Origin of the sequence: Dokdonella sp. (assembly GCF_051958935.1) — a bacterium.
GTDB lineage: Bacteria > Pseudomonadota > Gammaproteobacteria > Xanthomonadales > Rhodanobacteraceae > Dokdonella_A.
Window position 1 is genome coordinate 49,162 of sequence record NZ_JBQCFP010000110.1, and the last position, 13,162, is coordinate 62,323.

A 13,162-nucleotide genomic window follows, 5' to 3' on the forward strand; every position below is an offset into this window, starting at 1 on the left:
GCGGCGCAGTTCGTGCATGCGAACGGTGGCCGGCAACGGCGGTTGGCCGCTATACTTCACAGGCTTGACGCCCGAGAAGTTCAACCAACGCCGTACCGGAACGAAAATGACCCGAGCGCCTCTGCTTGCCGCTGCCCTGCTGATCACCTCCCTGCCCTGCTTCGCCGCCGAAATAGGCGACGCGGCCGCCGGCAAAACCAAGGTTTACACCTGCTCCGGTTGCCATGGCATCCCGGGCTGGAAGAACCCGTATCCGAACTACCATGTGCCGAAGATCGGCGGACAGAACTACGACTACCTCGTCGCGGCGTTGACCGAATACAAGAAGGGCGAGCGTGCCCACCCGACGATGCGCGCCCAGGGCGAGAGCCTGTCCGAGCAGGACATCCGCGACATCGCCACCTACCTTTCCAGCCTCACGCCCTGAGACAGGACCGCACGAGATGAAGCGTTTCACCGCATCGCTGTTGATCACGACGCTCGCCGCCTGTGCGACGCCCGCCTTCGCCAAGGGCGACATCGAGGCCGGCAAGGCCAAATCCGTGCCGTGCCAGGCCTGCCATGGCGCCGACGGCAACGCTGCCGATCCGCAATATCCGCGCCTCGCCGGCCAGTATCACGACTACCTCGAACGCGCGCTGCGCGAGTACAAGACCGGGGAACGCAAGAACCCGATCATGGCGGGCTTCGCGACGACGCTGTCGGAGGAAGACATCGTCAACGTGTCCGCCTATTTCGCCAGCCTTCCGGGCAGCAAGCTCACCGATCTGCACAACAAGGTGCAGGGCGACTGATCCATGCGGGTGCGGCGTGATGCCGCGCCCTTGCGTGTGAGGGGCGTTGTTCCACCCCGCATTTCTTTCGCCGCAGGTTCGCCGCGCGACCATCCGGCGCGCGGCCACGCTTCAGGCGTTCGCCTGCCGCTTGTAGTACGGCGTGCTGCCGCTCGCATGATCGGTCGCGTCGGCGACGCCGGTCACCTCGGGTACGCGCGCCTTGAGCGTCTGCTCGACACCACCGCGCAAGGTCTTGTCGACCATCCCGCAACCATGGCAACCGCCGCCGAATTGCAGCACGACGATGCCGTCGGCGGTCACTTCGCGCAGGCCGACGCGGCCGCCGTGCGAGGCGAGCTGCGGATTGATCTCGCTCTCGATCACGTAGCGCACGCGCTCGACCACGCTCGCGTCCTCGCCCGGCACGCTGCCGCGCAGCGCCGGCGCGCGGATCGTCAACTCGCCACCGGTTGCACTTCGCGCGAAGTCGATCGTCGCGCCGTCCAGGAACGGCACGCTGTGCGCATCGACGAACAGCGAGAAGCCGTCGCATTCGACTTCCCACTCGCTGCCGTCGCGATCGCCCGGCTCGCTGAACTCGAGCTGGCAATCGCCCTTCGGCGTCCCTGCATCGACCGCGACGACGCGGATGCCGAGTCCCGGCAGCGCCTGTTGCTCGACCAGCTTGCGGAAATGCTCCTGCGCGGAAGCCGACAACGAAATCATGATGCGTGTCCTGCCCGAATGCTCTGCTCTCGATGAAAAGTGCGGCCAGCGACGACCGCTCCGTCTTTCGCGGACAGGACGTCCGCAAAAATACCGTACCAGTTTAGTACTGAATTGACCCGCCGTCATCCGCCTATACTCGAACCACCCTCTTCCCACCCTCTTCGAACGGATATTCGACATGACCATTTCGATCGAATCACTGCGCGCCGCGCACTGCGTGCCACGCAAGGGCAAGGAGGCCGGCCTCAACGCCGCCGGCATCAACGACGCGCTCGCCGCGCTGCCCGGCTGGGAACGCACCGCCGACGGCAAAGGCCTCCGCAAGGAATTTCGCTTCCCCGACTATTTCCGCACGATGGCCTTCGTCAACGCCGTCGCCTCGGTCGCGCACCGCGAGGATCATCACCCCGACCTCGAAGTCCACTACGACCGATGCGTCGTGCACTACTCGACGCACGACGTCGGCGGGCTTTCGCTCAACGATTTCATCTGCGCGGCACGGGTGGACGACCTGCGCGTGGAGTGAGCTGCATCCGGAACGCACCCGCGTGCGTAGAGAGGACATTCCCGCCGACTCCGACCGATGACGAGCGATCCGGCTTCCTCCTGCAGAGCGACCTTCGCATGACCGTCGCGCTGGTCTGGTTCCGCCGCGACCTGCGCCTCGCCGACAATCCCGCGCTGTCGGCGGCTCTCGCTTCGCACGAGCGCGTCGTTCCCGTATACGTTCATGCACCACGCGAGGAGGCACCCTGGTCGCCGGGTGCAGCGAGCCGCTGGTGGCTGCATCGTTCGCTCGCGGCACTCGATCGTGACCTTCGATCGCGCGGTTCCGCGCTGCACGTGCACGAGGGCGACAGCCTGGCGACCTTGCGCTGCCTCGCCGCTGCAACCGACGCGCGCGCGGTCTACTGGAACCGCGTGTACGAGCCCGCGCCGCTCGCCCGCGACCTGCGCGTGGAGCAGGCGCTACGCGCCGTCGGTGTCCATACCAGGAGCTTCAACGCAGCGCTGTTGTGCGAACCGTGGGAGATCACCACGGCATCGAACGCTCCGTATCGCGTCTTTACGCCGTATTGGCGCAACCTGCGTGCGCGCCTGCAGCCACGCCCGCCCCTGCCTGCACCGAAACACCTGCCGACGTCCGCCGTCGCGACGTCGACGATCGAGGCGCTGGGATTGCTGCCGCGCATCCGCTGGGACGCCGGCTTGGACGCCCTCTGGCGCCCCGGCGAAGCCGGCGCCGAGGCCGCGTTGCAGCGCTTCCTCGACGAAGCGATCGGCGACTACGGCGCCGCGCGCGATCTGCCGTCGATATCGGGCACCTCGCGCCTGTCGCCGCACCTGCACTTCGGCGAGATATCGCCGATGCGCATTGCGTGGGAACTCGAACGCGCGCGCAGCGACGGCAAGGAACGTTTCCTGCGCGAGCTCGGCTGGCGCGAGTTCTCGCATCATCTGCTGTTCCACTTCCCGGACAGCACCGACCACAACCTCAATCCCGCGTTCGACCGGTATCCGTGGGCGCGCATCGCGCCGCGCCGGCTGCGCCGCTGGCAGCAGGGCCGAACCGGCATCCCGATCGTCGACGCCGGCATGCGCGAACTCTGGGCCACGGGTTGGATGCACAACCGCGTGCGCATGCTCGTTGCGTCATTCCTTACCAAGAACCTGCGCCATCACTGGCTGCACGGCGCGCGCTGGTTCTGGGATACCCTCGTCGACGCCGATCTGGCCAACAACACGCAGGGCTGGCAGTGGACGGCCGGAACCGGCGTCGACGCGGCGCCGTATTTCCGCATTTTCAACCCCGTCACGCAGGGCGAGCGATTCGACGCCGACGGGAACTACGTGCGCCGCTGGGTGCCGGAACTCGCCGCGTTCGACGCGCGCTCGATCCATCGGCCGTGGACCGATCCTGCGGCGCTCCGGCGCAGCGGCTATCCGACACCGCTGATCGACCTCGCGGCCAGCCGCACCGCGGCGCTCGAGGGCTACCAAAGTCTGCGCCACGCGAACGGCGCCAGCTGAATCGCCCCTGCATCCGGACGCCGCTGCACTGCGTATCGCCGGACCATGAATCCTCATGTCGGCAACGCGCGATTGCGGGCATCACTGTATCGCGCGCCCTCGCACGCCGTGCGGGCAATCCTCGCGGGCGCGATGCTCCCGGCGGCGCTTCTCCTCACGCGCGCGACGGCATCGCCTGACGTCGACGTAAAGCGATACGAGGGTCGCGCGTATGGCGCCGACGGTGCCGCACTCCTTTACCGGGAAACCCATTGGCTCTATCGCGACAACGGCGTCGCGACACGCCTGGTCCTCTACAGCTGTCCGGACGGGCCACCGTTCGCGCGGAAGACCCTGCGCGACACCGGCGGCGCCAGCCGCCCCGACTTTGACTTCATCGACGGTCGCGACGGCCACCGTGAGGGCGCGCGCCGATCGCAAGGAGGCCACGAGATCTACTTGCAGGAGCGCGCCGGCACGCCTGTCCGTACGCGGCAGTTCTCCTCGGCACCGGACGTCGTCGTCGACGCCGGGTTCGACGCATACATCAGGTCGCGCTGGAACTCCTTCGCGCCAGGCACGGACCTCGGTGTGCGCCTGCTTCTGCCCAGCCGTCTTGCCGCTGTCGACGTTCGCGTGCGCGACGAAACCACGGACGCCGATCGCGTGCTGCACCAGCGACGCCTGAAGGTGCGACTCGACGCCTGGTACGGGTTTGCCCTGCCCGCAATGTCGCTCGTCTACGACGACGACCGCGTGCTGCGCGAGTTCCGCGGCATCGGCACCATCCGTGACGAACACGGGCGCCATCAGGAGATGGTGATCCGCTTTCCGCGCGAATTGTCCGCGTCGGCCGCGAGCGAGGCCGAGCTCGTTGCAGCACAGCGCGTCGAACTGAGCGGGCATTGCCCATGACGATGACCGGCCCGCCGTTCGGTGACGAACCCGTCCTGCCGCGGCTTGCCGGGCGCATCCGATCGCCGCTCCCGTCCGTACGAAGGGCATCGAAACGGGGCGGGAGCGCATAGTGGCGCAGTCATGGTCGGAAGCTCGTCACCGCCGCGCGGCAGCCGTTCGTTCACTGCGCGCCTGGTTCGACGGTGGCGCTTGGTCCGCGCATGCCTCGGATGACGCGCAGCGCATCGACTGGCTGCGTGCCCTGCCTTTCGTCGCGATGCACCTCGCGTGCTTGGGCGTGTTCGCCGTCGGCGCGTCGCCAGTGGCCGTGTGGACGGCCATCGCGCTGTATGCCGTGCGCATGTTCGCGATCACCGCGTTCTACCACCGCTACTTCTCGCACCGGACATTCGAAGCATCGCGCCCGGTGCAGTTCCTGTTCGCGTTCATCGGCGCAACGTCCGCGCAACGCGGCCCGCTGTGGTGGGCCGCGCACCACCGCGACCACCATCGTCACGCGGACACCGTGCTGGATCCGCATTCGCCGCGCGTGCACGGGTTCCTGTGGAGCCACGCCGGCTGGTTCCTCACGCCCCGTGCGTTCCGCACCGCCGACGAACGCATTGGCGACTTCGCGGCGTATCCCGAGTTGCGCTGGCTTGATCGCTACGACATAGCCGCTCCCGTCGCGCTTGCGTCGGCGCTGTACCTGGCCGGCGTACTCCTGCAAGCGTGCGCGCCCGAATGGGGCACCAACGGCGCGCAGATGCTCGTATGGGGATTCTTCGTCTCGACGACGGCGTTGTTCCACGCCACCGTGACGATCAACTCGCTCGCCCATCGCTTCGGCACTCGGCGCTATGCGACACGTGACGACAGCCGAAACAACGGTTTCCTCGCCCTGCTCACGTTCGGCGAAGGCTGGCACAACAATCATCACTTCTTTCCCGGATCGGCCCGGCAGGGATTCCGCTGGTGGGAAGTGGACCCCACCTGGTACGGCCTGCGGCTGCTTGCGGCAATGGGGGTGGTGCGCGGCCTCAAGCCCGTGCCCGATTGGGTGCTCGCGAAGGGAGCGCGCTGACATGCGCATCGCGGTCGTCGGTTCCGGCATCTCCGGCCTCGCTTCGGCCTGGCTGCTTTCGCGCGAACACGAGGTCGTGCTGTACGAAGCCGATGCCCGCCTCGGCGGGCACACGCACACGCACGACATCGAGTGGGGCGGACGCAGCTACCGCATCGATTCTGGCTTCATCGTGCACAACCGCGGCAACTACCCGCTGCTGACGCGGCTGTTCGACGAACTTGGCGTCGCGACGCGCCCGACGACGATGAGCTTCTCGGTGCGCAACGACCGCACGGGCCTCGAGTACAACGCCGCGACCATCGACACGCTGTTTTGCCAGCGCAGGAACATCGCATCGCCCCGGTTCCTCGGCATGCTGAGCGACGTCGCGCGCTTCTATCGCCTCGCGCCTTCGCTGCTCGCGCAGCGTGGCGAGGGCCCGACGCTCGCGGAGTTCCTCGAGCGTCACCGGTTCGGCGCCGCATTCCGCGACGACCACCTCGTGCCGATGACCTCGGCGCTATGGTCGGCGCCGGCGTCGCAGGCGCTCGCCTTCCCGGCACGCCATCTGGTCGAGTTCATGGCCAACCACGCGATGCTGCGCGTCGCCGGACGCCCGCAGTGGCGCGTCGTGTGCGATGGATCGCGCAGCTACGTCGACGCGATGGCCGCGCGCTGGAACGTGAAGGTGCGACTCGGCACGCGGGTGATCCGCGTCGTCCGCTCGCCATCCGGCGTCGACGTGCACGCGTACAGTTCGATCGATCGTTACGACCAGGTCGTTCTCGCCTGCCACAGCGACCAGGCTCTCGTGCTGCTGCGCGATGCGAGCGAGCGCGAACGCGACATCCTCGGCGCGATCGGGTATCACACGAACGAGGCGGTGCTGCACACGGACGAGCGCGTGCTGCCGCGCCATCGCAAGGCCTGGGCGGCGTGGAACGCGCATGTGCCGCACGAGGCCGACGGCAACTGCACGGTCAGCTATTGGATGAATCTCCTGCAAGGGTTGGAGGCACCCGTGCCGTTCATCGTGAGCCTCAACCGCGCGGGCGACATCGATCCCGCGCGCGTGCTGCGTCGCATGCGCTATCACCACCCGGTGTTCACCCGAGCGGCAGTGGCGGCGCAGCGGTGCAAGGCCGAGATCCAGGGACGACGACGCGTCTGGTTCGCTGGGGCGTATTGGGGCTGGGGTTTCCACGAGGACGGCATGCGTAGCGCCGTCGAGGTCGCGAACGCGCTCGGGGTGCGCTGGAGTTCCTCGTCGACGCGCGCGACCGACACGACGGGGCACCCACCGGCACTCGCATGGACGTCCGCATGAACGACGTACCGTTCGCAAGCTGCGTCTACGAAGGCGTCGTGCGGCATCGCAGGCACGCGCCGGTCCCGCACGGGTTCCGCTACCGCATCGCCCAGCTGTACCTCGACCTCGATGAAATCGACGGGATCTTCGCGCGGCGCTGGCTATGGTCGAGCCGTGGCGCGAACGTCGCGCAATTCCGGCGCGCGGATTACCTCGGGCCTGCGGCGATGCCGCTCGCAGGCGCCGTCAGAGAGCGCATCAGGGCCCAGGGCATCGAGCCGCCGACGGGACCGATACGACTGCTCACGCACCTGCGCTACTTCGGCCACGTCTTCAACCCGGTGAGTTTCTACTACTGTCACGACGACTGCGGCGCCTTGCGCTGCGTGGTCGCCGAGATCACCAACACGCCCTGGCGCGAACGGCACGCCTACGTCCTGCCGGTCGAGGATGCCGAGCGCCATGGGCGTGCCTTGCGCTGGGACTTCGACAAGCGCTTCCACGTGTCTCCTTTCCTCCCGCTCGACCGCCGCTATCGCTGGACCTTCACGCCTCCCGCGGAGGACCTGCGCGTGCGCATGGATGTGCTTCGCGGTGGCGAACGCGACTTCGATGCCGATCTCGCCCTGCACCGCCGCGCCATCGACACGCGCTCGCTTGCACGCGTACTGGCCCGCTATCCGGCCATGACCCTGCAGGTGCTCGCAGCCATCCACTGGCAGGCATTGCGGCTATGGCTCAAGCGCAACCCCGTCTTCGACCATCCGCATCACTCGCGAGGAACCCCATGAGCGCATTCATCGACGACGACGCCGCGCGGGCCGGTCCGGGCTGGCTGGATCGCCACCTGCGCGGACTGCTGCTGGATCGCCTGGGTGGATTGCAGGACGGCGCCCTCGTCGTACGGGACGCGGTTGGTGAATTCGAGCTGGGCGTGCCCGTCGCGCGGCATCCCACCGTCGACGTGACCGTCCTCGACCCCGCGTTTTATCGCATGGTCGCCGCGAACGGCACCGTCGGCGCGGGCGAGGCGTACATGGACGGATACTGGCGCTGCGACGACCTCGTCGGCCTCGTGCGACTGCTGCTGCGCAATCGCCAACTGCTCGACGGCATGGAAGGCGGCGCAGCGCGCATCGGCGGGTGGGCGATGCGTGCATGGCACGGCATGCGCGAGAACACGCGCCGTGGCGCGCGTCGCAACATCGCCGCGCACTACGACCTCGGCAATGCGTTCTTCCGCCTCTTCCTGTCGGACGACCTCATGTACTCGTCGGCCCTGTTCGCCGACGATGCCGAGCCGCTCGAGCGCGCGTCGGCCCGCAAGCTCGACCGCATCTGCGACAAGTTGCGCCTCACGCCGTCGGATCGCGTGCTGGAGATCGGAACCGGCTGGGGTGGCTTCGCGCTGCATGCGGCCACGCGTCACGGCTGCCACGTCACCACGACCACGATATCGCGCGAGCAGTACGAACTCTCGCGCGAGCGCGTCGCCCGAGCGGGGCTGCAGGACCGTGTCGAGGTGCTCTTCGAGGACTACCGCGACCTGCGCGGCCGTTACGACAAGCTCGTCTCCATCGAGATGGTCGAGGCGATCGGCGCGCGCTGGCTCGATACCTATTTCCGCGCGCTCGGCAACCTGCTCGGCCGCGACGGGATCGCCGTGCTGCAGGCGATCACGATCGAGGACCATCGCTACGGGCGCGCGCTGCGCTCGGTCGACTTCATCAAGCGTCACGTCTTCCCGGGCTCGTTCATCCCCTCGATCGCCGCGCTCGTCGCCGCGAAGGCGCGCAGCTGCGATCTCGCGCTGACCCACCTCGAGGATTTCGGCGAGTCGTACGCGACGACCTTGCGCGAATGGCGACGGCGCTTCCTCTGCCGGCTGCCCGAGGTACGCGCGCTCGGTCACGACGAGCGCTTCATCCGGATGTGGGAGTTCTATCTCGCCTACTGCGAAGGCGGCTTCCGCGAACGGGCGATCGGCGTCGCACAACTCGTACTGGCCGCGCCGCAACGACGCGACGTCGGCTACTTCGCCGGCATCGCCCGCGTGGAGGCCTGATGGGTATGCTGGCGAACATCCTGGGTTACCAGTGCGTCTGGTTCATCGCCGTGTTCGGAGCCGCGCACGCTTCGGCATGGCCGGCAGTGGCCGCGGCATCGGCGTTCGCGCTCGTCCAGATCACGATCTCGCGTCGACGCCGCGGCGACGTGTACGCGATGGCGATCGCGGTCGCGGCGGGCGTCGCGATCGACGGCATGCTCGCGCACGCGGGGCTCGTCGCGTACGCGACGCCGTCGCCTGCGCTCGCCGCGCCGCTCTGGATCCTCGCGATCTGGGCCGCATTCGGGCTCACGCTCGGTCATTCACTCGCGTTCCTGCAGCGCCGACCGTGGCTTGCTGCATTGCTGGGAGCCGTGGGCGCACCCCTCGCCTACCTCGCGGCGGCGCGCATCGCTGCCGTTCGCCCGGGCGCGACCGGCTTGTTCGCGATCGCCGTCGCGTGGGCACTGGTCCTGCCGCTCCTCTGCCGACTCGCTCGCCAAGCGGGCGAGGACACCGAGGCACTGGCATGAATATCGCGGGCTCGTTGCTCCTGGTGTGGCTGTCCGCGTCGATCGCGCAGGCGTGCGCGTGGAACTGGCAACGGCGTCATCGCAACGCCGGCATCGTCGACGTGACCTGGGCCGCGGGCGTCGGTGGTGCGGCGATCGTGCTCGCCGCGCTCGGCGATGGCGCAGGCCAGCCTCGGACCCTGCTTGCGCTGCTCGGCGGGGCCTGGGGCCTGCGGCTCGCATCGCACCTCTGGCGGCGCGTGCGCGGCGAACGCGAAGACGGCCGCTACGCGCACCTTCGCGCGCTTTGGGACGGCGACCAGCGCCGATGGTTCGCTCTCTTCCAGTTCCAGGCCTTGCTGGTCGCCCTGTTCGCCGTGCCGTTCATCGCCGTCGCGGCAAACCCCGAGGCTAGCCTGGGCGGGGCGGTCGGGGCGGCTTCGACGTGGGCAATCGCGATGGCCGGGGAGTTCGTCGCCGACGCGCAACTCGCTCGGTTCCGTGCCGATCCGGCGAACCATGGTCGCACGTGTCGACAGGGCCTGTGGCGCTACTCGCGCCACCCCAATTACTTCTTCGAATGGCTGCACTGGTTCACCTACGTCTTGCTCGCGATCGGTTCGCCGGTCGCATGGATGGCCTGGGCAGGGCCGCTCGTGATGTACGTATTCCTGCGCTTTATCAGCGGCGTCCCCTACACCGAAGCACAAGCGCTGCGCTCGCGAGGCGAAGACTACCGCCGCTATCAGCGCGCCACGCCGATGCTCATTCCCTGGTTCCCGAGGAGCGAACGATGAACGTCCCCGTCGTCGATGCAGCCGTCGATGAGTCCCTCGCCCTGCCGTCGGATCGCGCCGCGCCCGGCCTGCTCGGTCTTGCCGAGCGTGGACTGCTTCCCGACGCGCTCATCCGCGCCGGCATCCGGCGCCTGTGCGCGGAGCGGCTGCGCGAGGAGCGCGAAGGCGGCGTCGAGTCGAGTGCGCGCGCCTACCAGCAGCGGATCGCGTCGCTCTGCGCGAGCCCGCTCGCCATCCATGTCGACGCGGCCAACCGGCAGCACTATGAGCTGCCCCCCGAGTTCTTCCGCCGCTGCCTCGGCCCGCGCCTCAAGTATTCGGCGTGCTGGTTCGAGCGCGGCGACGAGACGCTCGAACACGCCGAGTCGGCGATGCTCGAGCGATACGGCGAACGCGCGGAACTCGCCGACGGCCAGGACATCCTCGAGCTCGGCTGCGGCTGGGGTTCGCTGACGCTGTGGATGGCGGAACGCTACCCGAACGCGCGCATCACCGCCGTATCCAATTCAAGCTCGCAGCGTGCATTCATCGAGGCACGCTGCCGCGAACGCGGGTTGGCCAACATCCGCGTCATCACCTGTGACGTCAATCGCCTGCAACTCGAACCGGCGTCCTACGACCGCTGCGTCTCCATCGAGATGTTCGAGCACATGCGCAACTACGACAGGTTGCTCTCGGGCATCGCGGCGTGGCTGCGCCCGGGCGGCAAGCTGTTCGTGCACATCTTCTGCCATCGCACGCTGATGTATCCGTTCGGGACCGCGGGCAGCGACAACTGGATGGGACGGCACTTCTTCACCGGCGGCCTCATGCCCTCGGCGGACACGCTGCTATGGTTCCAGCGATCACTGCGGATCGAACGCCGCTGGCTCGTCGATGGCCGCCACTACCAGCGCACCGCCGAACACTGGCTGCGCAACCAGGATCGCGCGCGCGAAGCGCTCCGGCCCGTGATGCAGGCCGCGTACGGCGATGCGGCCGGGCTCTGGATGCAGCGCTGGCGGATGTTCTGGATGGCGTGCGCCGAGCTGTTCGGATACGACCACGGCCGCGAATGGATGGTCGCCCACTATCGCTTCGGGAAGCCCGCATGATGCCCGGTCGCGCCTGCACGGTTTTCTTCGCCTCACTGATGCTGCTCGCCACGGGCTGCCGAAGCCACGCGCCGCTCGCGTCCGTCGAACGGGTCGACCTGCAGCGGTTCATGGGCGACTGGTACGTGATCGCCCACGTGCCGTCGCGCCCGGAACGCGACGCAGTCAATGCAGTGGAAAGCTACCGCCTCGCCGCCGACGGCACGATCGAAACCACGTTCCGGTACCGGGAGGGCTCGACCGACGCGCCCCTGAAGACGATGCGGCCACGCGGCTTCGTGCGTCCGAACAGCGGCAATGCGGTGTGGGGCATGCAGTTCGTCTGGCCGATCCGCGCCGAATACGTGATCGCCTACCTCGACCCTGCCTACGAGGAGACGATCGTCGCGCGCACGGCGCGCGACTACGCGTGGATCATGGCGCGCACGCCGGTCATACCGGAAGCCGAGTACGCGCGCCTGGTAGCGCGCCTCGAGCAGCTCGGCTACGCCACGTCGCGCGTTCGCCGCGTCCCCCAGGTGTGGCCGGAAGCGGGCGATGACGCACGGGCATCGGCTGCGCGATGACGTTCATGTCGCCTGCGTGCAGCAGGCCTTGTATCGCTGGAGGCTCCCGCATGAACATACGAGTCCTGCCCGTCGGCCAATCGACGTTCGACCAGAGCCGAGCGATGTCCCGCCGCGAGCCCCATCCCAAGGACGATCCCGGCTACTGGTCGTGGCAGATGGCCGCCGTGGCGGAACGGCGTGATCGTGAAAGCTTCATGCGCATCTACGACCATTTCGCGCCCCGCGTGCGCCTCTACCTGCGCGGCTTGGGTTCGCCCGAGTCCGAAGCGGAGGAGGTCGCGCAGGAGGCATTGCTGCGCCTGTGGCAGCGGGCCGAGCGATTCGATGCGACGCGCGGCAGCGTGTCGACCTGGCTGTTCCGCATCGCCCGCAATCTCCACATCGACCGCGCGCGACGCGAACCATCATGGTTGTCGATCGGCGACGAATGGATCGACGAGGATGTCGAGCACGGCAACTCGACCGAACGGCACCTCGAGCAGCGCGACCTGGCCGCGCGCATCGACCTGCTGCCGGCGGTACAGGCGCGCCTGCTTCGCATGTCGTACTTCGAGGCGAAATCGCACCAGGAGATCGCCGACGAACTCGCCATGCCCCTGGGTACCGTCAAATCGCACGTACGCCGCGCCTTCCTCAAACTGCAGTCCGGCTTGAAGGACACCCCATGAACCCGCGCCATCATCTCGACGAAACCACGGTGGTCGGCTGGGCCGCCGGCACGCTTTCTCCGGAAATGGCGGCGGTCGCAGCCACGCATCTGGACGTGTGCCGGCACTGCCGCGCGCAACTCGCCGCCGCGGAGGATGTCGGCGGTGCCTTGCTCGAGCAGCAGCATCCGCCGGTGGCCGACGAGGCGCGCGCGCGCGAGCTCCGCGCGCGGATGTTCGCCGCACTCGACGACGACCCGGACGGTCGTGGCGCGCCGCGGCGCCAGGAAGCCGGGCCTGCACCGGGTGAACTGCCGCGCGCATTGCACGGCTACTTCGGCCGGTCGTGGCGTTCGTTGCGCTGGCGCTGGCTCGCCCCAGGCGTGCGCATGGTGCGCGCGACCCGCACGAGCGGGCACTCCCTCATCCTGCTGCGCATCGATCCTGGAAAGAGCATGCCCCTTCACAGCCATGGCGGCGCCGAGCTGACGCAGATACTCGCCGGGGCCTACGAGGACGAGCTCGGCCACTTCGGTGTCGGCGATGTCGCCGATCTCGGACCGGACACGCTGCACCGGCCGGTCACGACGGCGGGAGGGCCGTGCATCTGCGTGGCCGCGCTCGACGCGCCCCTACGCTTCCCGGGGTTCTTCGCACGCGCCTTGCAGCCACTGGTCGGGCTGTAACACGCCCGCTCGCAAAACGCGAT

16 protein-coding genes are annotated in these 13,162 nt (G+C 68.3%); 15 read left to right on the top strand and 1 reads right to left on the bottom strand.

Annotated elements, in window-relative coordinates:
- The first annotated feature begins 106 nt into the window (after positions 1–106).
- Together ACTHK2_RS10905 and ACTHK2_RS10910 are read left to right on the top strand one after the other, a co-directional pair.
- A complete protein-coding gene (locus ACTHK2_RS10905; RefSeq protein ID WP_440245735.1) occupies positions 107–427 on the top strand; it encodes a c-type cytochrome in 321 nt (106 codons plus the stop codon).
- A 16-nt stretch (positions 428–443) separates the two neighbouring features.
- Positions 444–794 (top strand): c-type cytochrome, encoded by a 351-nt coding sequence (locus ACTHK2_RS10910; RefSeq protein ID WP_440245736.1) that lies wholly within the window; start codon positions 444–446, stop codon positions 792–794.
- Between the two features lie 111 nt (positions 795–905).
- Here ACTHK2_RS10910 and ACTHK2_RS10915 read toward each other — a convergent pair whose 3' ends face one another.
- Positions 906–1,502, bottom strand: coding sequence for an NfuA family Fe-S biogenesis protein (locus ACTHK2_RS10915; protein ID WP_440245737.1), 597 nt, complete (start codon positions 1,500–1,502; stop codon positions 906–908).
- A gap of 181 nt (positions 1,503–1,683) precedes the next feature.
- Here ACTHK2_RS10915 and ACTHK2_RS10920 point away from each other — a divergent pair, with 181 nt between their 5' ends.
- The 13 genes from ACTHK2_RS10920 (at position 1,684) to ACTHK2_RS10980 (ending at position 13,139) form a co-directional block, all read left to right on the top strand.
- Entirely contained in the window at positions 1,684–2,031 is a 348-nt protein-coding gene (locus ACTHK2_RS10920) for a 4a-hydroxytetrahydrobiopterin dehydratase (protein ID WP_440245738.1), read from the top strand.
- A 98-nt stretch (positions 2,032–2,129) separates the two neighbouring features.
- On the top strand, positions 2,130–3,536 hold the full coding sequence (locus ACTHK2_RS10925; protein WP_440245739.1) for a cryptochrome/photolyase family protein: 1,407 nt from the start codon (positions 2,130–2,132) through the stop codon (positions 3,534–3,536).
- A gap of 108 nt (positions 3,537–3,644) precedes the next feature.
- Positions 3,645–4,430 carry a hypothetical protein gene (locus ACTHK2_RS10930; RefSeq protein ID WP_440245740.1) on the top strand — a complete coding sequence of 262 codons (786 nt, stop codon included), beginning with the start codon at positions 3,645–3,647 and terminating at the stop codon, positions 4,428–4,430.
- Between the two features lie 166 nt (positions 4,431–4,596).
- On the top strand, positions 4,597–5,496 hold the full coding sequence (locus ACTHK2_RS10935) for an acyl-CoA desaturase (protein WP_440245763.1): 900 nt from the start codon (positions 4,597–4,599) through the stop codon (positions 5,494–5,496).
- 1 nt (position 5,497) lies between these two features.
- Positions 5,498–6,805, top strand: a complete 1,308-nt coding sequence (locus ACTHK2_RS10940) for an NAD(P)/FAD-dependent oxidoreductase (protein ID WP_440245741.1) — start codon at positions 5,498–5,500, stop codon at positions 6,803–6,805.
- Positions 6,802–7,578: a DUF1365 domain-containing protein gene (locus ACTHK2_RS10945; protein WP_440245742.1), complete on the top strand. Its 777-nt coding sequence runs from the start codon at positions 6,802–6,804 to the stop codon at positions 7,576–7,578. Before ACTHK2_RS10940 ends, ACTHK2_RS10945 begins: the two co-directional genes overlap by 4 nt.
- Positions 7,575–8,852, top strand: coding sequence for a class I SAM-dependent methyltransferase (locus tag ACTHK2_RS10950; protein WP_440245743.1), 1,278 nt, complete (start codon positions 7,575–7,577; stop codon positions 8,850–8,852). The genes ACTHK2_RS10945 and ACTHK2_RS10950 overlap by 4 nt, the downstream gene beginning before the upstream one ends.
- On the top strand, positions 8,852–9,367 hold the full coding sequence (locus ACTHK2_RS10955; RefSeq protein WP_440245744.1) for a DUF2878 domain-containing protein: 516 nt from the start codon (positions 8,852–8,854) through the stop codon (positions 9,365–9,367). Before ACTHK2_RS10950 ends, ACTHK2_RS10955 begins: the two co-directional genes overlap by 1 nt.
- The gene (locus ACTHK2_RS10960; RefSeq protein ID WP_440245745.1) at positions 9,364–10,143 is read left to right on the top strand and encodes a DUF1295 domain-containing protein; all 780 of its coding nucleotides are present in this window, start codon (positions 9,364–9,366) and stop codon (positions 10,141–10,143) included. Before ACTHK2_RS10955 ends, ACTHK2_RS10960 begins: the two co-directional genes overlap by 4 nt.
- Complete coding sequence (locus ACTHK2_RS10965) at positions 10,140–11,237, top strand: SAM-dependent methyltransferase (protein WP_440245746.1); 1,098 nt, start codon at positions 10,140–10,142, stop codon at positions 11,235–11,237. The genes ACTHK2_RS10960 and ACTHK2_RS10965 overlap by 4 nt, the downstream gene beginning before the upstream one ends.
- Positions 11,237–11,803: a lipocalin family protein gene (locus ACTHK2_RS10970; protein ID WP_440245764.1), complete on the top strand. Its 567-nt coding sequence runs from the start codon at positions 11,237–11,239 to the stop codon at positions 11,801–11,803. Before ACTHK2_RS10965 ends, ACTHK2_RS10970 begins: the two co-directional genes overlap by 1 nt.
- 50 nt (positions 11,804–11,853) lie before the next feature.
- Positions 11,854–12,474, top strand: coding sequence for a sigma-70 family RNA polymerase sigma factor (locus tag ACTHK2_RS10975; protein ID WP_440245747.1), 621 nt, complete (start codon positions 11,854–11,856; stop codon positions 12,472–12,474).
- Positions 12,471–13,139, top strand: a complete 669-nt coding sequence (locus tag ACTHK2_RS10980) for a ChrR family anti-sigma-E factor (protein WP_440245748.1) — start codon at positions 12,471–12,473, stop codon at positions 13,137–13,139. Before ACTHK2_RS10975 ends, ACTHK2_RS10980 begins: the two co-directional genes overlap by 4 nt.
- Positions 13,140–13,162 lie beyond the last annotated feature (23 nt).

Bases quoted from the DNA above. Each gene is read 5' to 3' on its own strand.
- ACTHK2_RS10905 (WP_440245735.1), top strand. From the start codon at position 107: ATGACCCGAGCGCCTCTGCTTGCCGCTGCCCTGCTGATCACCTCCCTG.
- ACTHK2_RS10910 (WP_440245736.1), top strand. From the start codon at position 444: ATGAAGCGTTTCACCGCATCGCTGTTGATCACGACGCTCGCCGCCTGT.
- ACTHK2_RS10915 (WP_440245737.1), bottom strand. From the start codon at position 1,502: ATGATTTCGTTGTCGGCTTCCGCGCAGGAGCATTTCCGCAAGCTGGTC.
- ACTHK2_RS10920 (WP_440245738.1), top strand. From the start codon at position 1,684: ATGACCATTTCGATCGAATCACTGCGCGCCGCGCACTGCGTGCCACGC.
- ACTHK2_RS10925 (WP_440245739.1), top strand. From the start codon at position 2,130: ATGACCGTCGCGCTGGTCTGGTTCCGCCGCGACCTGCGCCTCGCCGAC.
- ACTHK2_RS10940 (WP_440245741.1), top strand. From the start codon at position 5,498: ATGCGCATCGCGGTCGTCGGTTCCGGCATCTCCGGCCTCGCTTCGGCC.
- ACTHK2_RS10945 (WP_440245742.1), top strand. From the start codon at position 6,802: ATGAACGACGTACCGTTCGCAAGCTGCGTCTACGAAGGCGTCGTGCGG.
- ACTHK2_RS10950 (WP_440245743.1), top strand. From the start codon at position 7,575: ATGAGCGCATTCATCGACGACGACGCCGCGCGGGCCGGTCCGGGCTGG.
- ACTHK2_RS10955 (WP_440245744.1), top strand. From the start codon at position 8,852: ATGGGTATGCTGGCGAACATCCTGGGTTACCAGTGCGTCTGGTTCATC.
- ACTHK2_RS10960 (WP_440245745.1), top strand. From the start codon at position 9,364: ATGAATATCGCGGGCTCGTTGCTCCTGGTGTGGCTGTCCGCGTCGATC.
- ACTHK2_RS10965 (WP_440245746.1), top strand. From the start codon at position 10,140: ATGAACGTCCCCGTCGTCGATGCAGCCGTCGATGAGTCCCTCGCCCTG.
- ACTHK2_RS10970 (WP_440245764.1), top strand. From the start codon at position 11,237: ATGCCCGGTCGCGCCTGCACGGTTTTCTTCGCCTCACTGATGCTGCTC.
- ACTHK2_RS10975 (WP_440245747.1), top strand. From the start codon at position 11,854: ATGAACATACGAGTCCTGCCCGTCGGCCAATCGACGTTCGACCAGAGC.
- ACTHK2_RS10980 (WP_440245748.1), top strand. From the start codon at position 12,471: ATGAACCCGCGCCATCATCTCGACGAAACCACGGTGGTCGGCTGGGCC.